20 protein-coding genes are annotated in these 19,575 nt (G+C 67.2%); 8 read left to right on the plus strand and 12 right to left on the minus strand.

All coding sequences use genetic code 11. The features are described 5' to 3' along the window. Positions 1 to 12 precede the first annotated feature (12 nt). Genes GWK50_RS11975 through GWK50_RS11985 form a run of 3 tightly spaced genes read right to left on the minus strand, consistent with a single transcriptional unit; the run spans position 13 to position 2,476 of the window. Complete coding sequence (locus tag GWK50_RS11975) at positions 13 to 1,236, minus strand: FtsX-like permease family protein (protein WP_197905005.1); 1,224 nt, start codon at positions 1,234 to 1,236, stop codon at positions 13 to 15. Next, entirely contained in the window at positions 1,233 to 1,928 is a 696-nt protein-coding gene (locus GWK50_RS11980; protein ID WP_162016723.1) for an ABC transporter ATP-binding protein, read from the minus strand. Before GWK50_RS11980 ends, GWK50_RS11975 begins: the two co-directional genes overlap by 4 nt. Continuing rightward, positions 1,925 to 2,476, minus strand: a complete 552-nt coding sequence (locus tag GWK50_RS11985; protein ID WP_162016724.1) for a hypothetical protein — start codon at positions 2,474 to 2,476, stop codon at positions 1,925 to 1,927. Before GWK50_RS11985 ends, GWK50_RS11980 begins: the two co-directional genes overlap by 4 nt. Positions 2,477 to 2,750: 274 nt before the next feature. Between GWK50_RS11985 and GWK50_RS11990 the strand changes: the two genes are divergently transcribed. Both GWK50_RS11990 and GWK50_RS11995 read left to right on the plus strand, forming a co-directional pair. Then, the gene (locus GWK50_RS11990) at positions 2,751 to 4,274 is read left to right on the plus strand and encodes a wax ester/triacylglycerol synthase family O-acyltransferase (RefSeq protein ID WP_162016725.1); all 1,524 of its coding nucleotides are present in this window, start codon (positions 2,751 to 2,753) and stop codon (positions 4,272 to 4,274) included. 36 nt (positions 4,275 to 4,310) lie between these two features. Then, the gene (locus GWK50_RS11995; RefSeq protein ID WP_162016726.1) at positions 4,311 to 5,150 is read left to right on the plus strand and encodes an alpha/beta fold hydrolase; all 840 of its coding nucleotides are present in this window, start codon (positions 4,311 to 4,313) and stop codon (positions 5,148 to 5,150) included. Positions 5,151 to 5,180: 30 nt separating this feature from the next. Here GWK50_RS11995 and GWK50_RS12000 read toward each other — a convergent pair whose 3' ends face one another. After that, the gene (locus GWK50_RS12000; protein WP_162016727.1) at positions 5,181 to 6,518 is read right to left on the minus strand and encodes a branched-chain amino acid ABC transporter substrate-binding protein; all 1,338 of its coding nucleotides are present in this window, start codon (positions 6,516 to 6,518) and stop codon (positions 5,181 to 5,183) included. A 90-nt stretch (positions 6,519 to 6,608) separates the two neighbouring features. On the opposite strand from GWK50_RS12000, the gene GWK50_RS12005 reads away from it, so the two are divergent. Then, positions 6,609 to 6,983, plus strand: a complete 375-nt coding sequence (locus GWK50_RS12005) for an Hsp20/alpha crystallin family protein (protein ID WP_162016728.1) — start codon at positions 6,609 to 6,611, stop codon at positions 6,981 to 6,983. A gap of 76 nt (positions 6,984 to 7,059) precedes the next feature. Here the strand turns inward: GWK50_RS12005 and GWK50_RS12010 are convergent, their stop codons facing one another. The 8 genes from GWK50_RS12010 to GWK50_RS12045 form a co-directional block, all read right to left on the minus strand. Beyond that, complete coding sequence (locus GWK50_RS12010) at positions 7,060 to 8,262, minus strand: ABC transporter permease (protein ID WP_162016729.1); 1,203 nt, start codon at positions 8,260 to 8,262, stop codon at positions 7,060 to 7,062. Beyond that, positions 8,262 to 9,038 (minus strand): ABC transporter ATP-binding protein, encoded by a 777-nt coding sequence (locus tag GWK50_RS12015; protein WP_242455365.1) that lies wholly within the window; start codon positions 9,036 to 9,038, stop codon positions 8,262 to 8,264. Before GWK50_RS12015 ends, GWK50_RS12010 begins: the two co-directional genes overlap by 1 nt. Then, on the minus strand, positions 9,035 to 10,387 hold the full coding sequence (locus GWK50_RS12020) for an efflux RND transporter periplasmic adaptor subunit (protein WP_162016730.1): 1,353 nt from the start codon (positions 10,385 to 10,387) through the stop codon (positions 9,035 to 9,037). Before GWK50_RS12020 ends, GWK50_RS12015 begins: the two co-directional genes overlap by 4 nt. Positions 10,388 to 10,430: 43 nt before the next feature. Next, a complete protein-coding gene (locus GWK50_RS12025; RefSeq protein ID WP_162016731.1) occupies positions 10,431 to 11,840 on the minus strand; it encodes an efflux transporter outer membrane subunit in 1,410 nt (469 codons plus the stop codon). 106 nt (positions 11,841 to 11,946) lie between these two features. Then, the gene (locus GWK50_RS12030; RefSeq protein ID WP_162016732.1) at positions 11,947 to 12,609 is read right to left on the minus strand and encodes a glutathione S-transferase family protein; all 663 of its coding nucleotides are present in this window, start codon (positions 12,607 to 12,609) and stop codon (positions 11,947 to 11,949) included. Between the two features lie 34 nt (positions 12,610 to 12,643). Continuing rightward, positions 12,644 to 12,856, minus strand: coding sequence for a DUF2788 domain-containing protein (locus GWK50_RS12035; protein WP_162016733.1), 213 nt, complete (start codon positions 12,854 to 12,856; stop codon positions 12,644 to 12,646). Beyond that, complete coding sequence (locus tag GWK50_RS12040) at positions 12,853 to 13,716, minus strand: DUF2189 domain-containing protein (protein WP_162016734.1); 864 nt, start codon at positions 13,714 to 13,716, stop codon at positions 12,853 to 12,855. The genes GWK50_RS12035 and GWK50_RS12040 overlap by 4 nt, the downstream gene beginning before the upstream one ends. Positions 13,717 to 13,740: 24 nt before the next feature. Beyond that, positions 13,741 to 14,451: an HAD family hydrolase gene (locus GWK50_RS12045; protein WP_162016735.1), complete on the minus strand. Its 711-nt coding sequence runs from the start codon at positions 14,449 to 14,451 to the stop codon at positions 13,741 to 13,743. 141 nt (positions 14,452 to 14,592) lie between these two features. On the opposite strand from GWK50_RS12045, the gene GWK50_RS12050 reads away from it, so the two are divergent. The 5 genes from GWK50_RS12050 to GWK50_RS12070 all read left to right on the plus strand — a co-directional run bounded on the left by GWK50_RS12050 (position 14,593) and on the right by GWK50_RS12070 (position 19,547). Then, the gene (locus GWK50_RS12050) at positions 14,593 to 14,988 is read left to right on the plus strand and encodes a DUF2946 family protein (RefSeq protein WP_162016736.1); all 396 of its coding nucleotides are present in this window, start codon (positions 14,593 to 14,595) and stop codon (positions 14,986 to 14,988) included. A 114-nt stretch (positions 14,989 to 15,102) separates the two neighbouring features. Further along, positions 15,103 to 17,355, plus strand: a complete 2,253-nt coding sequence (locus GWK50_RS12055) for a TonB-dependent receptor (protein WP_162016737.1) — start codon at positions 15,103 to 15,105, stop codon at positions 17,353 to 17,355. A 171-nt stretch (positions 17,356 to 17,526) separates the two neighbouring features. Beyond that, positions 17,527 to 17,715 (plus strand): rubredoxin, encoded by a 189-nt coding sequence (locus GWK50_RS12060; RefSeq protein ID WP_197905006.1) that lies wholly within the window; start codon positions 17,527 to 17,529, stop codon positions 17,713 to 17,715. A gap of 26 nt (positions 17,716 to 17,741) precedes the next feature. After that, positions 17,742 to 18,299, plus strand: a complete 558-nt coding sequence (locus tag GWK50_RS12065) for a hypothetical protein (RefSeq protein ID WP_162016738.1) — start codon at positions 17,742 to 17,744, stop codon at positions 18,297 to 18,299. Positions 18,300 to 18,437: 138 nt separating this feature from the next. Next, the gene (locus GWK50_RS12070; protein ID WP_162016739.1) at positions 18,438 to 19,547 is read left to right on the plus strand and encodes a GGDEF domain-containing protein; all 1,110 of its coding nucleotides are present in this window, start codon (positions 18,438 to 18,440) and stop codon (positions 19,545 to 19,547) included. Positions 19,548 to 19,575: the final 28 nt, after the last annotated feature.

Raw genomic sequence — 19,575 nt, forward strand, 5'->3', positions numbered from 1 at the left:
GGGTGCTTCACTTCATGTATGCGCCAAGGCATCCACCACCGGCATGTGCACGGTCTTGCGTGCCACCCACAGCGAAGCCAGCAGGGTCAGCACCACCATGGCACCCATGGTCAGCAGGTACAGCGTGGGGTGGATGCTGATGTTCAGCGGGTAGCCCACGCTGCGCCCCGGCGGCGGCGGCATGTCCACCGGAAACACATACAGCAGCACCGACACCGCCAGCGCCAGCAACGCACCGGCCAGCGCGCCCGCACCGCCCAGCAGCATGCCCTCCAGCCCCAGGCTGCGCAGCAGTTGTGCGGGCAGCGTGCCCAGGGCACGCAGGGTGCCGATCTCGCGGGTGCGCTCGATCACGGCCATGGCCATGGCGTTGGTGACGACAAAGACCACGATCACCACAATGACCACCCCCAGCGCCCCGAAGATGCGGTTGTACAGATCGCGCACCGAGCGGTAGAAAAACGCCTGCTGCTCCCAGGTCTGCACCTGCAAGGGTGCAAACTGCTGCGCCAGGCGCTCGCGGGCGGCGGCGATGGATTCCATGCGGTCCAGAAACACGCCCAGGCTGGACACCCGCTGCGTGGCCAGCAGTTGCTGCGCCACCGGCACGCTGGTGTACACGGCGCGTTTGTCCACATCAGGCACGCCGGTGCTGAAGGTGCCTGCCACCACCACGTCCATGGCGTTCATGGCGCCCTCGGTGGTGCTGGCCAGCAGCGTGAGGCTGCTGCCCGGCGTGGCCTTGAGGCTGCGCGCCAGGTCTGCGCCCAGCAGCACCTGCGGCTGCGCAGCATCGCCTGCCAGCAAGGTGCCGCTTTGCACGGTGAGGAACGGCCCCTTCACGGCGAATTCGGCGTCGGGCTCCACGCCCTGGGCCATCATCACGGCGGTCTTGTCGCCGTTGCTGATCAGGCCGCTGAACACCACGCGCGGCAGCACGGCCCGCACGGCCGGGTCGGCCAGCAACGCGCTGCGCAGCGCGGCCACATCGTCCAGGCCGTGCTGCAGGGGCATGTCTTCATCGGCGCTGAAGTGCGCTGGCGTGCCCAGCACCAGGTGGCCCGTATCGCGCGCCGCGGCCTGGGCCAGGCTCTCGTAGGTGAACAGCGCAAAGCCACCCGCCAGCAGGATGGCCTCCGTACCCAGCATGGCGATGGATGCCGTCACCAGCGAGCGGCGCCGGTTGCGCAGGCAGTTGTGCCAGGCAAATTTCAGCCACATCCACAAGCCGTTCATTGGATCCTCCCGTCCAGCAAGGCCACCACCCGGTCGCAGCGGCGCGTCAGGCGCTCGTCATGCGTGGCAATCACAAAGGCAGCGCCCTCGGCCTGGCCGCGCTCGCGCATCAGGTCCAGCACCTGGTCGGCGGTGTGCGAATCAAGGCTGGCGGTGGGCTCGTCGGCAATCACCAGGCGCGGCCGCTTGATGAGCGCACGCGCAATCGCCACACGCTGGCGCTGCCCGCCGCTGAGGGCATCGGGCCGGTGCCGGGCGTGGTCTTGCAGGCCCACGGCGGCCAGTTGGCGGGCCACGCGCTCGCGCCGCTCGGGCAAGGGAACGCCCGCCAGGAACAGCGGGTAGTCCACGTTCTCGGCCACGGTCATCACCGGCACGAGGTTGAAGCTCTGGAACACAAAGCCCAGCGCATCGCGTCGCAACAGGGTGCGCGCCACCTCGTCCAGGCCCTGCACGGGCGTGCCCGAGAGCGCGATGTCGCCCTCGTCTGGCGTGTCGATCAGGCCGCAGAGATTGAGGATGGTGCTCTTGCCGCTGCCCGAAGGCCCGGTCAGCGCGAGCAGTTCGCCGCGCCGCACCTCCAGATCCACGCCCTGCAGCGCCGGGATCACATGCGCGCCCAGGCGGTAGGTCTTGCGCACGCCGCGCAGGCGCACCACCGGCGCTGTGGCATCTGCCGGGGCGTGCGTCATTTGGCGCCCTCCAGCCCGGCCTTGCGCACGGCCTTGTCCACTGCCTCGCGGAACGGCGCCGGGGCCGACGCCAGCAAGGGGCTGCGGCGCACCTCGGTCAGCAGCTTGAGGCCTCGGTCATGCCGGTTCATCATGCGCGGCAGGGCCAAGAAGGTGTTGGCCGCCACCAGCTTCACATCCAGCACGGCAGGCACCTGGTTCTGGCCCACGGCCTCGTGCGCCGGGGCCAACAGGGCCAGGGCCTTGTCCAGTTGCGCCAAGCCGTCTTCGGCATAGGCCATCTTGCGCCAGGGCAGCATGGTGGTTCGCGCCCGCATGGCCATGGCAGCGCCGCTGTAGGCCTGCAGCACAGGGTTGGCGGGCTCGGCCTTGAGCAAGGCAGCAAAGGCGTCCGCAGCCTGCGCAATCGCCGCCTCCTCGCCCTGCGAAGCGCGCATGAATACCTGGAACGCAGGTTCGAACTGGGCATCGGGCACCGCCTGGGCGGGCAGCGGCGCGGCAACGATCAGGGCCGCACAGGTCACGGACATCAGCAAGGGGTAAGGCATGTCGCCATCTCCTGGGCAGGGTTGAACATGCCGGCAGTGTCTAGACGGCGATCACCTTGCGCAGCAGGGATGCGACGAAACACCGACCCAAGGGAGCCAAACGTTGGATAGGCCGTGCCAACGCCAGCGCACTCCGGCATTGGGATGGCCGCAGCCTGGCTTGGCGTATCCTGAGCTGCGGTGCCACCAGCACACCAAGCGATGCGCTCGCCCACATGCCATGGGCGCCCAGCAGTCCACCCAAGATTCCACGCCGCCCCACAGGAGACCCTGCATGCCACTGAAGCAGCTTTCAGGACTGGACGCCAGCTTTCTCTACCTGGAGACCCCCGAAATGCCCATGCACGTGGGCGCGATGTACCTGCTGGAACTGCCCTCTGGCTACCGTGGCCGGTATGTGAACGATCTGCGGCGCCACTACGCAGCGCGCATGCCCGCGACACCGGCACTGCGCAGGCGTTTGTGGTGGATGCCGCTGAACCTGGCCAATCCGGCATGGGTCGATGCCGAGCCCGATCTGGCCTACCACGTGGTGGAGCACAAGCTGCCCCGCCGCACGCGCAAGGAGGGCGCTGCGCCCAACGCACGCTCGCTGCTGGAGGACATGATTTCCACCCTGCATCCGCAGCTGCTGGACCGCAGCAGACCTTTGTGGCGCATCCATGTCATCGACGGTCTGCCACGCAGCGCGAGCGGCCACAAGCAGGTGGGCGTGTACTCGCAAGTGCACCATGCCGCCGTGGACGGCCAGGCCGCCGTGGCGCTGGCCAACGTGCTGTTCGACCTGGGCCCCGAGCCGCGCGAGATCGCGCTGCGCCCCTCCACGCGCCGCAAGACCTTTCAGATCGGCATGGTGGAGATGCTGCGCGGCGCCCTGAGCAACGAGGCCGGCCAGGTGGTGCGCATGGCACGCGAGCTGCCTGCCACGCTGGGCACGGTGGCCCGCACGGCCAGGGGCTCATTCAGCCTGAAGACCTTGCTCGGCAAAGGCACCGGCAATGTGACGCTCGCGCCTGCCACCCCCATGAACGTGACGATCGGCAGCACCCGGGCCTTTGCGTCGGCCAGCGTGCCGCTACAGGAGCTCAAGGCGCTGGCCAAGGCCCATGCGGCCACGCTCAACGACATGGTGCTGATGCTGTGTGCCGGCGCACTGCGCAGCTATCTGCAGCAACGCACGCAGCTGCCACGCAAGAGCCTGGTGGCGGCGGTGCCGATCTCATTGCGCCAGACCGGAGATGTCCGGTCGGACAACCAGGCCTCCATGAGCCTGATCAGCCTGGGCACCCACCTGGCCGACCCGGCCAAGCGCCTGGCCCATATCCTCGCCGCCAGCAGCGCCATGAAAACGACCATGGGGCCAATGAAAAGCATTCCGCCCACCGACTTCCCATCCATCGGCATCCCCTGGCTGATGGAAGCCGCCGCCTCGCTCTACGGCAAGGCACGGATGGCCGAACGCTTGCCGCAGGTCGCCAATGTGGTGATCTCCAACGTGCCCGGTCCGCAGGTGCCGATCTACCTGGCCGGTGCCCGCGTACGTGCCAACTGCCCTACCAGCATCGTGGTGCACGGCCTGGCACTGAACATCACGGTGCAGAGCTTCGATGCCCACATGGACTTCGGTTTGATGGCCGACGCCGCCGCCCTGCCCGATGTCAGAGCGCTGGCAGCGGCACTGGACGGGGCCTGGGATGAACTCCGGGCGCTCCCCGTGCCCGCCACGCTCCCCAAGGTGTCGCGCACGCGACTGCCCTCTAGGGTTAGCGCGCCCGCCCCACGCCAGCGCGCTCGCTAGCATGGGCACATGGCTCTCACCCTTTGCGCACGCACCATGCCCCGCCCCTCCCGCAAAACCAAGCCCACGCCAGAGCCCACCGGCGGCGATGACACCGGCCTGCACCTGACACCGCCCGGACTGGGCCTGGTCTTGCTGGAGGCCCGTGCGCCCTGGGAGGCCATGGCGATGGCAGCCGTCTTCCCCTGGCTCTCGCGCATGCCTTCGGGCGATGGCCATGCGGTGCTGGTCTTTCCTGGCCTGGGCGCATCGGACATCAGCACGCTGGCGTTGCGCCGCTTTCTGAAGCAGCATGGCTACCAGGCCCATGGCTGGAAGCAGGGCCTGAACCTGGGCCCCCGCGACGGTGTGCTCGACACCTGCCGCGAACGGGTGCACCAGTTGCACCAGCAACACGGCGGAAAGATCAGCCTGATCGGATGGAGCCTGGGCGGCGTCTATGCGCGCGAAATGGCCAAGGAAATGCCCGACCTGGTGCGCTGCGTCATCACCCTGGGCACACCGTTCACGGGTCACCCCAAGGCCACCAATGCCTGGCGCTTCTACAACCTGGTCAGCGGCCAGCAAAGCCATGACGAAGACCTGCTGGCAGAGGTGCGCAAGCCGCCTCCGGTGCCCACCACATCCATCTACAGCAAGACCGACGGCATCGTCGCCTGGCAGTGCAGCATCAACCCCACCAGGCATGCGCACACCGAGAACATCGAGGTACACGCCAGCCACATCGGCATGGGCATGAACCCGCTGGCCATGTACGCCATTGCCGACCGGCTGCGCCAGGACCCGGCGCACTGGAAGCGCTTTGACGTGCAGGGCGCGCGCCGCTGGTTCTTCAAGGTGGCGCACCAGCCCGAGATGGTCACGCAGTGGTATTGACCTCTGCGCGGATGTCGGCGCACTCCAGGATCAATACCGCTGCATCTGGCAACTGTGCGGCTGCTGTGCCTTGTCGGCCGGTAGATCGCGCACCACGCGGAAGCCGTAGCCCGAGCCCTCCACGTCGAACCTGACGCCGGGCGCGCCCTGCTTGTCCATCACACCCACCACCAGCGGCTGCTGGAACTGGTGGTCGGCCGCGCGCATGCTGCCGCTGCGGCCGGCCAGTTGCACGCGCGCCTTTTCCATCTGGCGCGCCACGGCGGTGGCTTCCACACTGCCCGCACCTTCGATGGACTGGGCCAGCGTCTCCACCATGAGCTGCATGCGCATGTGCACATAGTCGTCCTGCGGCTTGGGGAAGCGCTCGCGGAAGGCCTGGTAGAAGGCCTCGCTCTGCGCGCCCGGCACGTTGGGCAGCCAGTCGGCCACGGCCACCACCTTGCCGATCCCAGCGTCACCAATGGCAGCGGGGGCCCCGAGGGCGTTGCCGTAGAAGGTGTAGAAGCTGCCGGTGTAGCCCACCTCGCGCGCCGCCTTGACCAACAGCGTCAGGTCATTGCCCCAGTTGCCGGTGATGACCGCCTGCGCACCGCTGGCCTTGATCTTGACAGCGTAGGGCGCAAAGTCCTTCACACGGCCCACGGGGTGCAGTTCGTCACCCACGATGGCCACGTCGGGCCGCTGCACGGCGAGCTGTTTTTTCGCCTCGCGCAACACGGCCTGGCCAAAGCTGTAGTCCTGGCCGATGAGGTACACGCTCTTGACCGCTCCATCGGACTTGAGCACGTCCATGAGCGCTGCCATGCGCATGTCGGCATGGGCATCGAAGCGGAAGTGCCAGAAGCTGCATTTCTCGTTGGTGAGGATGGGGTCCACCGCCGAGTAGTTGAGGAACAGCACGCGCTTGTCGGGCTCGCGCTCGTTGTGCTTGTTGATGGCGTCGATCAGCACCGCCGCCGTGGCCGAGGAATTGCCCTGCATGACGATGCGGGCGCCCTGGTCAATGGCCGATCGCAGCGCAGAGAGCGCCTCCTCGTTCTGGCCCTTGCTGTCAAAGCGCTGTACCTGCAAGGGGCGCATGCCGCCCTGGGCTGCGGGCAGCAGCACGCCACCGCGTGCATTCACGCGTTCCACCGCCCAAAAGATGTTGCGAAACACGGCCTCGCCGGTGTTGGCAAACGGCCCCGAAAGGCTTTCGATCAGCGCCAGCTTGACCGGCACTGCCGCGGCCGCAGCAGGCGCAGGAGCCGCCGTTTGCGCATGGCTGACCGGCAAGGCCAGCACCGCCAGAGCGATGGCCGCACAGGCTGCGCGCCCTGGGGTGAGAAGCGCCGATTTCAACCCGGCAAAGCTCAAAGTATTCATGCTTGGTCTTTCTTGAAATCCACAGGCAGATGCCTATCTGCAGGGGCATGCGGTTCACCCCTGGCCGCGCAGTGTATAGGAGTTACCCTGATGTTCTTCACCCCCGTCACCCGCCGCGCCGCTTGTGCGCCCCACCGCTCTGACGCCGCATGGCAGCACCTGGTGCGCAGCAGCCTGCAGGCCGCTGCAGCTCCTGCACCGGGCGTGAAAATCACCCAGGACGACAAGGCCACCACCCTGCAGATCGATGTGCCAGGCCTGGCGCGCGAGCAGTTGCAGATCAGCATCGAGGGCACACGCGTGCAGGTGCGCAGCAGCGAAGGCGCACCGCGCCAGGTACACCGCACCTGGGAACTCAGCCAGCCCATCCATACTGCCGCCAGCACTGCCAAGCTGGAGCACGGCGTACTCACACTGACGCTGGCCCACGCACAACCGCAAGCCGTGGAACTGACGGTGCATTGACCGCACCAGTAAAGCTATTATTTTTATAGCTACTAACGCCCGCAGATAAAGCGCTGCGGGCATTTTTTATGGTTAATCACTCGTGCCGCAAGGCTTCGATCGGGTCCATGCGCGCGGCGCGCCGCGCCGGAAAGTAGCCGAACAGCACCCCGATGCCTGCCGAGAACAGAAACGACAGCAGGTTCACCCCTGGGCTGAAGACATACGGCACCTGCATGGCCTGTGCCAGCACCAACGAGGCACCGGTGGCCAGCACGATGCCGATGAGGCCGCCGAGTGCCGCCAGCACCACGGCCTCGATCAGGAACTGGAGCAACACCTCGCGCTCCAGCGCACCAATGGCCAGGCGCAGACCGATTTCACGGGTGCGCTCGGTCACGCTCACCAGCATGATGTTCATGATGCCGATGCCGCCCACCAGCAGGCTCACGGCGGCCACCGCGCCCAGCAGCGTGGTCATCACCTTGGTCGTGCCCGAGAGCGTGTCGGCCAGTTGCTTGGTGTCAAGGATGTTGAAGTTGTCCTCGTCGGCTTCGGCCAGCTTGCGCCGTTCGCGCAACAACTGGCGCAGGCTTGCCTTCACGCGCTCGGGGTCACTGCCTTCCTGCATGGACACCAGCAGCGTCTGCACCCGGGTGCTGCCCGTCACACGGCGCTGCAGCGTGGCCAGGGGCAGCAGCACCACATCGTCCTGGTCGTTGCCGAAGGCGCCCTGCCCTTTGGAGCCCAGCACGCCAACAATTTCGCATGAAAACGCCTTGACGCGCAGTTGCTGACCCACCGGGTCCTGGCCGCCAAACAGCTCGCGCTGCAGCGTGGAACCCACCAGGCACACGGCGGAGCCTGCACGCACTTCCTCGGGGCTGAAGGCCCGGCCCGAGCGCACCTGCCAGTTGCCGGTCTCCAGCCAGGCGTTGGTGCTGCCGATGATGCTGGTCGTCCAGTTGCGCCCGCCCGCCACGACCGTGCTGCCGGTGCGGCCCTCGGGCGCCACGGCCTGGATGCCGCCGATCTGCTGCGCGATCGCATCAGCGTCCACGTCCTTGAAGGCCGGAGCACCGCCGCTGCCTGGCCCCATGCGTTGCCCGGGGCGCACCTGCAGCAGGTTGGTGCCCAGGCTGGATATCTGGTTCTGCACCGCCAGGGTGGCCCCATTGCCCAGGGTGACCATGGTGATGACGGCACTGACCCCGATCACGATGCCCAGGATGGTGAGGAACGAGCGCAGCAGGTTGCGCCGGATCGAGCGCAGCGACAACCACAGGGTGTTGAGCCACATCAGGCAGACTCCTGCGCGGTCAGGCCCTCGGGGGCGCCCGCGCGTTCGGGGTTCAGGCGGTCGCTTTCGACCACGCCATCGACAAAGCGCACCACGCGCCGCGCATAGGCGGCCATGTCGGGCTCGTGCGTCACCATGATGACGGTGATGCCACGCTCCCGGTTCAGGCGCGCAATCAGCTCCATGATCTCCACGCTGCGCTGGGTGTCCAGGTTGCCCGTGGGCTCGTCGGCCAGCAGCACGGCGGGGTTGGTGACGATGGCGCGCGCAATGGCCACGCGCTGCTGCTGCCCGCCCGAGAGTTCGGCTGGGGTGTGGTGTTCCCAGCCTTTGAGGCCCACCGCGTCCAGCGCCTGCGCTGCCGCCTGGCGCCGCACAGCGGCGCTTTCGCCCCGGTACAGCAGGGGCAGTTCCACGTTCTCTTGCGCCGTGGTGCGCGCCAGCAGATTGAAACCCTGGAACACAAAGCCAAAGAAGCGCCGCCGCAGCCGCGCGCGCTCATCGCGCGTCAGCGACTCCACATGCACGCCCTGGAACAGGTAGTCGCCCGTGGTCGGACGGTCCAGGCAACCCAGCGTGTTCATGGCCGTGGACTTGCCCGAGCCGCTGGGCCCCATGATGGCCACGAAGTCGCCGCGTGCAATGTCCAGGTCCACCCCCTTGAGCGCCGCAAACGCCAGTGCGCCTTCGCCATAGACCTTGGTCACGCCGCGCAGCCGGATCAGCGGCATGCCGTCATCGGCAAGGTTCCGTGTGCTGGGGGCGGCTGCGCTCATGGACGCGCCCCGCTGCTGCGCTGGTCGGTAATGACGGCCATGCCCGGCTGGAGCTGCTCGCTGCTGACCTCGGTCATGCGGCCATCGCTGATGCCCACCTGCACCGCCATGGCCTGGGGCTTGCCGTCCTGCAGCACCCACACCTGCCTGCGCGCCCCCTGGCCCGGCCCCTTGCCGTTGACCGAGCCACCGCGCGAAAACGACCTGGGCGCGCGCGGCATGATCTGCGCCACGATGCCCCCACCGCCCTGGGCGGAGGCCCCGGCTTCGGGCGCCGCAGCCGCGCTGACCGGCGTGAACCGCAGGGCCGTGTTGGGCACCAGCAGCACGTCGGTACGTTCGGTGGCGGTGATGGTGGCGGCCGCTGTCATGCCGGGTCGCAGGCTCAGGTCGGCGTTGTCCACCTGCATCCAGGTGGTGTAGGTCACCACGTTGTCGGTCTTGGTGGAGCCGAAGGCCACGCGGGTGATGCGCGCCGGGTAGCGGCGTGATGGGTAGGCGCTCACGGTGAAGCTGGCCTTCTGGCCCACACGCACGGCGCCCACGTCGGCTTCGTCCACATTCACCTGCAACTGCAACTGGCCCAGGTCTTCGGCCACGGTGAACAGCGTGACCGCCTGCAGCGACGCCGCCACGGCATTGCCCGGCTCCACGCTGCGCGTGAGCACCACGCCGTCAATGGGTGAACGGATAGAGGCCTTGGAGAGGTTGGTTTCATCGTTGGCGAGCGCTGCGCGGGCGTCTTCCACACTGGCACGGGCGCTGGCCTCATCGGCCTGGGCACGCTCGAGCGCGGCGCGGCCCGCATCCAGCTCGGCCGCCGAAGGCACCTTGCCACCCGACAGGCGGGCCACTTCCTCCAGCCGCCCCAGGCTGGCCCGTGCCTCGCGCTGCGTGGCCTGGGCCTGCGCCAGCCGCGCCTGCGCCGATGCCAGCGATGCCCGCGAACGCAGCACCTGCGCCGAGAGCTTGGCGGTGTCCAGCTCCACCAGCACCTGGCCCTTCTTGATGCGGTCGTTCACATCCACCAGCACCTGGCGCACGGTACCCGACAGCTCGCTGCCAATAGTGACCGAGCGCGTGGGCTGCAGCGTCCCCGTGGCCGAGACGGTGAGCGTGATGGCCCCGCGCCGCGCCTCCTCGGTCACGTACTGCGGCGCCTGGGTGTCGCGCCGTTGCTGCATCCAGGCCCACCCCGCAGCACCCATGGCGAGCAAGACCAGCAGCCCCACCCACACGGCAGGTCGGCGCCACCAGCGGCGCGGGTGCTCGGCACCCAGCAGGGATTGCACATCGCGCACGGCAGCCGGGCTGGCAGCGGTGGCGGAATCGGACGAAGAAGTGGTCATGGGTACAGCAATGGATCGTCAAAAGGGCAGGCATGGCACGGCGTCATTGCCAGCCACCCCCCAGGGCCTTGAAAAGCCGCACATGGTTGGAGCCCAGATTGGCCTGGGACGTGGCCAGGGCATCCTGCGTGGCCAATTGGGTGCGCTGGGTTTCCAGCACCGAGGCAAAGTCGATCAGTCCGCTCGCGTAGCGCTGCTGGGCCAGCAAGGCCGCGTTGCCCGCAGCCTGCGCGGCCTGCTGGAGGTGGGCCAGGCGCGCGGCCTCGCCCTGGAGTGCCACCAGGGCGTCTTCCACTTCTTTCAGGGCCGTGAGCACCGCCAGCTGATAGGCCTGGCGCGCCTGCTCCAGTGCCGCCTGCTGCACCTGCACCTGGGCCTGGGTGGCGCCGCCGTCGAACAGTGGCACGGCCACGCTGCCCAGCAGCGAGTGCACCAGCGAAGCACTGTCGCCCAGTGCACCGAGCGTGAGCGCGCGCAGGCCCAGGCTGCCCGACAGACGCAGGCTGGGGTAGCGCGCCGCATCGGCCTGCGATACGCGCGCCAGCGCAGCCTGCACGCGCTCCTGGGCTACCCGCACGTCCGGGCGCTGGCGCAGGGTGTCGGCGGGGATGTCCAGCGCCAGGGCCTGCGACGGCTGCGGCACCGCCTGCGGTGCTGCCAGTGCGGCATCGAGCGCTGCAGGCGCCTGACCGGTGAGTACCGCCAGCGCGTGGCGCGCCTGCGCCAGGCTGGCCTGCAACTGCGGCACCTGCGCCGCCGTCTGCTCGGCCGCCGCGCGGGCCTGCTCAGCCACCAACGAGGTGGCCAGCCCGGCCTGCACGCGCCAGTCGGTGATCTGCAAGGTCTGCTGCTGGGTTTCCAAATTGCGCTGGGCGATCGCCAGGCGTTGCTGCAGGCTGCGCAGGGAGATGTATTGCAGGGCGACCTCGGCCGACAACGACACGTGCACCTGCTCCAGGCTCGCCTGGGCGGCGCGGGCATCGGCCTCGCTGGCCTGCACGCCAGCGTCCAGGCGTCCGAACAGGTCGGGCTCCCAGCCCGCATCCAGCCCCACCTGGAAGCTGTTGCCCGTCTGCCCCCCCGATCGGCTGCGCTGGGCCGAGCCCGACAGCGTGACATCGGGCAGCATCCCCGCTGCCTGCACGCTTGCCTGGGCCCGCGCCTGGCGCAAGGCCGCCTGGGCAGAAAGGGCACTGGGGTGTGCCTGCAAGGCCTGCGCCACCAGGGCGCTGAGTTGCGGATCGCCAAAGCGCTCCCACCAACGCGCCAAATCGTCGGCCTGAGGCAATACGGCTACGCCCGCAGGCAAGGGCGCATTCCATGCCACCGGCAGTGCAGCCCCTGGAGCCTCGGACGTCACGGGGGCCCGATGGGCACACCCTTGCAACAGCAGCGCCAAGCCCAGAGTCCCTGCCACGGGGCGCCAATCCAACCAACGCAAACCGATAGTCATGCCCCGATTGTGCCCAGCAGCACAGACAGCCCCGCAAACCCCAGGTGAAGTTCCGGTAAAGAGCCATGCAAGCCGATAGCTCGCACGTCTTCCACGGTACAGAAAATCAGTGCTGCTGTCGTGCCAAGGCGCGCATGGCCTGCTGCGCGGGACGGTCCAGGCAGCGCGCCAACCAGGCGTGGGTGGCGGGGTGGGCCTCCAACAAGGCGCGTGCGGGCTTGACCCAGCCCATCACGCTGGCCACGCACAGGTCGGCCACGGTAAAGCGCTCTGCGGCCAGATGGCCCTGGCCGCGCTCCGCCTGGCGCTGCAGGTGCTGCTCCAGCACGCGCAGCGGCACCTTCAGGCGCTTTTCGGCAGCGTCGGCCAGATCGGGCTTGCGTTGCTCGGGCGGCATGGCCAGCCGGTGCATGAGCACGGTGAGCGCATCGGCCTCCAGCTCGTTCACGGTCCAGAAGCTCCAACGCAGGGCCTCGGCATCCTCGTGCGGATCGGCCGGGGCCAGGTCGCTGCCATCCCCCTTGCCATGGTGGCGCGCCAGGTACAGCGTGCAGGCCATGCTTTCCCACAGCACGACCTCGCCCTCAGGGCGACGATCCACGAGCACCGGGATGTGGCCATTGGGGTTGAGCGCCAGAAACTCGGGCGTGCGCGTGCCACCTTTCTGGTACGGGGTGGGCACATGCTCGAACGCCAACCCCAGTTCGGTGGCCGCCCACAGCGGTCGCACCGCGCGCGATGCCGCAATGCCGTAAATGGTGAGACCCATGTTGTCTTGCCTCCAAAAGCAGCAGCGGACGCGGTCAGCGCTCCAGCCACCACTGAATGATGAACTTTGCCAAAAAGCCCAGGAAGCCCACGCCCAGGCCCAAAAAGATCACAAAGGTACCGAACTTTCCGGCCTTGGATTCCCAGGCGAGCTGTCCGATGATGAACACCATGAAGAGGATGAACGCACCCACGCCCCAGGTGAGGAAAAACGCCGAAATCTCGGCCTCGGTATATCCAAAAATCACGATCCGATCGCCTTGTCTTGTTCATGCCCCATGCCAGGCTCTTCCGAGCGGGGCTGTCGCTCGGGCAAACCGCTGGAGTCCACCAGGTCGCGATAGGCATGCCAGCTGGCATGGCCCAGCCAGGGCATGACCAGCGCCAGGCCCAGCATGAAGGTGGCCATGCCCACCAGCACCAGGGCCAGAATCAAAAAGGACCACAGCGCCATGGTCACAGGGTTGGCCAACACGGCCTGCCAACTGGTGAGCACGGCACGCCACAGGCCAATGCGCCGGTCCAGCAGCAGCGCAATGGACACCACGCTGGACGCAAAGATCGGTGCGGCCAACACGCTCCCCAACACCAACCACAGCTCGAACAAGTTGTTGTCCTTGGCAAGTACCACCAGCAGCAAAAAGTCGTAGGGAGTGCGCACCGGCGCTGGCGCCAGCAAGGTGATCATGGCCGCAGACGTCAACACCCAGCCCGTGCCAGCCAGCGCCAACAAAAGGCCCAGGCGCACCAGGCACCAATAGTCGTGGTCCCAGCGACTGCGGTAGTGGCTCTGCCAGAACAACCAGGTCCGCAAGACCTCCGCCATGCGGGCGGGCTCCCCCCGTTCGAGGGACCGGCTGAGCACATAGAACCCCGTCGCCAGCACGGGTGCCATGACCAGAAAGCCCGACAGCGCGCCCACCAGCAAGCCAAACTTGTCGCGCCCCAGCACCCACAGCAAGAGGCTGAATACCGCCACGGCGGCGCCCTGCAGCAAGCTGGCGCCCCCGGCCTTCCATAAATCACGCCATCCCCGTGCCAACCAGGACAAGGGGCTCGTGAAGGGGACGGAGCGCACCGGGGGCAGGGTTGCGGAGTCTGGGCTCATAGGGTGTTCCGGGTGAAATGGAAATCAAGGTGTCAACAACTCGGGCAAGGCGTGCAGGCTTGCCACGGTCGCATGTGGCTGCGCAGAACCAAGGGGCCAATCGCTTCCCGCCCGGTTGAGCCACACCGCCTGCAGGCCTGCCTGCATGGCCCCCTGGGTATCGAGATGCGCGTCGTCACCGATGTGCAGCACCTGGTCCGGGCCCACGCCTGCGGCCATCGCGGCCTGGTGAAAGATGCGCGCATCCGGCTTGGGCACACCCGCCTCGCGCGCGCTGACGGTGGCATGAAAGTAGTGCCCCAGACCCATCTGGTGCACATCGGCATTGCCGTTGGACAGGGCCACCACGGGCCAGCGGCGACTCAGGTACTGCAAGGCTGGCAGTGCGTCATCGAACAGATCCACGCGCTGGCGTTCGGCCAAAAAGACCTCGAAGGCAGGCTCGGCCAGTTGGGGCGGGTCGCCCGCCTGCTGCAGCGCCATGCGGATGGACTCGCGGCGCAAGGCGCCCAGGTCGCAGTTCAGTTCGGGCCGCAGTTGCTGCACCCGGTCGCGCAGCGCCCTCAGCGCTGCGGTCGATGCGTGCAGGGCGCGGGTCGCAGGCGCATGCTCCGCAAGCCAGTCCAGCAGCACGGCCTCGGCACGCGCAATGGTGGGCCAGATCGGCCACAGCGTGTCGTCCAGGTCGAGTGTGATGGCTCGGATGCGGGAAATATCAAGGGCAGATGCGGTCACTGCAGCTTCGAGGCGCCATGGCCCCAGATCAAGTGGAGCCAGAGAATACCGCAGCACGCAAGCCCTTGTGGTGCGTGTGACCTCGCGTCCACTTGACGCACGACAAGGCGCACCGCGCCGGGCTGCTTCACAATTTGCAACGTGGCTTCCCGTTCCGCACTTCCTACGCACCGCATCCGTCTGGGCTTGGCCCTGGCGGTATTGGCGTTGTGGGCACAGTTCTGGATGGGACAGATCAGCACCACCCACCTGGGGCAGATGCTGACCCAGACCGTGGTCAGCGCTGACATTTGCCAGGCGCAGGGCAACCCCACTGAGGAACCCGGCGCAGCCAGCGACCACAGCGCGGTCGATGCAGCAATGAACTGCCCCGTCTGCACACTCGCAGCGACCAGCACGCTTGCACACACCGGCAACACTCACAGCTCCACGCAGGCCCTCCCACCTGCCACGCTTTTCAGTTACCTGCCCGCGCCCGTGTTGGCGCTGCGGCACGCGAGCCTCTACCCACCAGCCCAGGCACCACCACAGGCCTGACGGGTATTTTTCTCTCTTGGTACTGGCCCGCAGCTTCTCCGGCTGCGGGTCGCCACAACGTTTGCCGGGCCTTGCGTCCGTCGGCAAACACGCTATTCCACACCTCCACGCACCATGAAACCTGTTCTTCGTACAGGCGCTGGCGAACGCCATCGCTTTGCCCTGTTGCCGCTGTGCGCCCTGCTCGCCAGCCTGCCGTTTGCCACCCTGGCCCAAGAGGCCGCCCTGCAACCCGTCACTGTCAAGGCATCCAAGGCGGCGGTACAGCCCGCTGCCGTCAGCGAAGTGCCTGCCGACCAGATCGAAGCCAACCGCACCCGCACCAGCGACACTGCCCATCTACTCAGCGGCCTGCCCGGCGTGAGCCTGTACGGAGCAGGCGGCGTTTCCAGCCTGCCCAGCGTGCATGGCCTGGCCGATGACCGGCTGCGCATCCAGGTTGATGGCATGGACCTGATTTCTGCCTGCGGCAACCACATGAACCCGCCGCTGTCCTATATCGACCCCTCGCGCGTCGGCAAGGTGCGCCTGTTTGCGGGCGTCACCCCCGTGAGCGTGGGCGGCGACAGCATTGGCGCCACCATCCAGGTGGAATCGGCGCCCCCCGAATTTGCCGCCGCTGGCCAGGGCAAGCTGCTCAAGGGCCAGGCGGGCACCCACTACCGCAGCAACGGCGACGGCGTGGGTCTGAACCTGTCTGCCACCTACGCCACTGAACAGATGAGCCTGCGTTACGACGGCTCCACCGCCAAGGCAGACGACTACAAGGCCGGCGACGTCTTCAAGCCCGCGGGCGCTGCAGCCACCGACAAGCCCACCCGCTGGCTGCCGGGCGACGTGGTGGGCTCTTCGAGCTACAAGACCACCAACCACGCCCTCGCCTACGCGCTGCGCAACGAAAACCACCTGGTCGAAATGCGCCTGGGCCTGCAGGACATCCCGTACCAGAACTACCCCAACCAGCGCATGGACATGACGGGCAACGACAGCCACCAGTTCAACCTGCGCTACCAGGGCAACTACGCCTGGGGCCAGTTGCAGGCCCGCGCGTACCACGAGAAGACCCGCCACAGCATGAACTACGGCGAGGACAAGCAATACTGGTACGGCCCCGCAGGCAACGTGCCCGGCATGCCCATGGACACCGAGGGCAAGACCACCGGCCTGCGCGTTCAGGCCGAGCTGCCCCTGTCGGCACGCGACACGCTGCGCGTGGGCAGCGAGCTGCAGAACTACCGCCTGGACGACTGGTGGCTGCCCTCGGGCGGCGGCATGGCACCCAACACCTTCTGGAACATCCGCGACGGCCAGCGCGACCGCTTTGACGTGTATGGCGAATGGGAAGCCCGCTGGAACCCGCAATGGCTCTCGCAGATCGGCCTGCGCAGCAGCCATGTGCGCACCAACAGCGGCGCCGTGCAGGGCTACAACAACAGCTACGACATGGACGCCAACGCCTTCAACGCCAAGGACCGCAAGCGCAGCGACAGCAACATCGACCTGACCGCGCTGGCACGCTACACGCCCAATGCCAACGCCAGCTACGAGTTCGGCTTTGCGCACAAGACGCGCTCGCCCAACCTGTACGAGCGTTACACCTGGGCCACCGGCGGCATGGCCATGCGCATGATCAACCTGGTGGGCGACGGCAACGGCTACGTGGGCAACCCGGACCTCAAGCCCGAGACCGCCAACACCCTGAGCGCCACGGCCGACTGGCACGACGCCACGGGCGAGCGCTGGGGTGTCAAGTTCACGCCCTACCTCACCTACGTGAACAACTACATCGACGCCAAGCGCTGCGGCGGCGGTGGCGGCATGTCGGCTTGCACCAACGCCAACCTCACGGCCAGCAACGCCTTTGTCTATCTGCGCTACCTGAACCAGGACGCACGCCTGCATGGCTTTGACCTGTCGGGCTTTACCGACCTGGGCAAGCACGGCCAGTGGGGCCAGTTCACGCTGAGCGGCGTGCTGAGCTATGTGAACGGCAAGAACCGCACCACGGGCGACCACCTCTACAACATCATGCCGCTGAACGCGCGCGTGGCCCTGACCCAGCGCCTGGGCGCCTGGACGACCAGCGCCGAGCTGCAGGTGGTGGACGGCAAGACCCGCGTGAACGCCGAGCGCAACGAGCTGACCACCGCTGGCTACGGCCTGGTGAACCTGCGCGCCAGCTACGAATGGAAGCAAGTGCGCCTGGACTTCGGCATCGACAACCTGTTCGACCGCTTCTACAACCACCCCCAAGGCGGCGCCTATGTGGGCCAGGGTCGCACCATGGCCGGCACCGCCGTGCCCTGGGGCGTGCGCATACCGGGCATGGGCCGTTCGTTCAACGTGGGGGTGACCGTCAAGTTCTGACGCTCCCCAGGGCCAAGGCGGCGGGGCCCCATGCAACCGCCGCCAAGTTACTCCATATTTGATAGCACCTCGCGCTTTATCCATAAGCGCCAGGTGCTTTTTTAATATGCAAAATCTGGCCTCAGGCGCATCGCGGCACAATGCACACCAACACCTTCACCCTTGCCACCCATGCAGTCCCACGAAGCCCCTCCCTTCCAGATGTACATGTGCGCCGTCTGCGGCTGGGTCTATGACGAAGCGCAGGGCCGCCCGCAGGACGGATTGGCACCCGGCACCCGCTGGGCCGACGTGCCCGAGGACTGGTGCTGCCCGGAGTGCGGCGTGAAGAAGGCCGACTTCGACCTGGTGGCTTTCTGAGAACGTGTTCTGAAGGAACCCACGCCATGGAATTCCGCCTGATCTACGAAGGCCCCTTGCACGGCCAGGGCGCCAAGTCTGGCCACAAATGGGAAATCCGCCGCGCCCTGCACCCGCAGCTGCAGCGCCTGTGGCGCGAGCGCCCGCTCAAGGACGCCGCGTCCAGCCTGCTGGCCCACCCGGCGCTGCCAGACAAGCCCTCGGTCATCGTCGAAAAGGGCGGCCTGCTGTTCGCGCCGCTGGTCACGCAGCGGCTGGACTTGTACGCCGAGCTGTCGGTGCTGCTGTTCCGCCAGCAGCCACGCGGCACCTTGATCACCGACGGCGGCGACATCGACAACCGGCTCAAGACCCTGCTCGACGGTCTGCGCGTGCCCCACGGCTCCATGGAGGGCCGCACCGAACTGCCGCCCCAGCCCGACCCCACACCTTTTTTCTGCCTGCTGGAAGACGATTCGCTGGTCACCAAGGTGGCGGTGGAGTCCGAACAACTGCTGCGCCCCGCCAAACCCGACGAGGTGGTGGCCATCATCAGCGTGCACGTCAAAAAGACCGTGCTTTCGCACCACAACATGACGCTTTGACGGACATCAAGACCGCCGCCTCTCTTCTGTCGCGCAGTGCCTACAGTCGGTGGCACGGGAGCGCAATCTGGGCAGAGCGCCACACCATGCGGCAACATCTGGCTACACAATGGAGACGCCCTGCCCCCGCTGTGTCCCATGACCGCCCTATTTGCCTGGAACGACGCGTTCGTCACCCACCTGCCCTCGGTGGACGAACAGCATCGCAAGCTCGTCGATCTGATCAACGGGCTCAGCGAACTGTGCATGTCCGCCGAGGACATCCATCCCAGGGACTTTGAAGCTGCGCGCGATGCCCTCGCACGCTACGCCCAGGAGCATTTCAGCGACGAAGAATGGCACATGCAGCGCAGCGGCGTGGACCCCAGGCACCAGGAACAGCACTGCGCGGCACACCGCGGCTTCCTCAGGGAAGTGCAGATGCTGGGCAACGTCAACCACGGCATCAGCACCGAGCGCACACGCAATCTGCTGGACTACCTGGTGCACTGGCTGACCTACCACATCCTGGGCATAGACCAAAGCATGGCCCGGCAGGCCCTGGCCATCCGGGCGGGCAAAACACCCGCACAGGCCTACGAAGACGACACCCGCGAATCGCTGGCCGACCAGGAGCCGCTGATCCATGCACTGCGCGGGCTGCTGCAAATGCTATCGCTGAGCAACGCCGAGCTGCGCAAGTTCAACCACGATCTGGAGCAGCGCGTGGCCCAGCGCACGGCCGACCTTGAATACGCCAACCGGCAGTTGCAAATGCTCTCCAGCCAGGACGACCTCACCGGCCTGCCCAACCGCCGCTTTGCCGTGGCCGCGCTCAACGAGCTGTGGGCCGAGGCGCGGCGCGACGGCACGCCGATGTCCGTGCTGTTGCTGGACGCCGACCACTTCAAGCCCGTGAACGACCAGTTCGGCCACGCCGTGGGCGACGAACTGCTGCGCCACCTGGCCCAGCGACTGCGCAATGCCGTGCGCAGCAGCGACATCGTCTGCCGCATCGGTGGCGATGAGTTCCTCGTCATCTGCCCGCGCAGCAACCTGCAAGGCGCAGTGCGGGCCGCGCAAAAAATCCTGGACAGCCAGGAGCCCTTTCTGACCGCCCAGGCCCAGCCCTGCTGGGACGGCTCCCTGAGCATCGGCATTGCCGAGGTGGACGCCGCCATGCTGCACACCGAAGACCTGCTCAAACGCGCCGACCGCGCACTCTACGAGGCCAAGCAAAAAGGCGGCTCTCGCGCAATGACAAGCTGAGGCCGTGCCGCCAGGGCCACCGCCCTTG

The sequence above is a fragment of the Acidovorax sp. 210-6 genome (assembly GCF_010020825.1).
GTDB lineage: Bacteria > Pseudomonadota > Gammaproteobacteria > Burkholderiales > Burkholderiaceae_C > Simplicispira > Simplicispira sedimenti.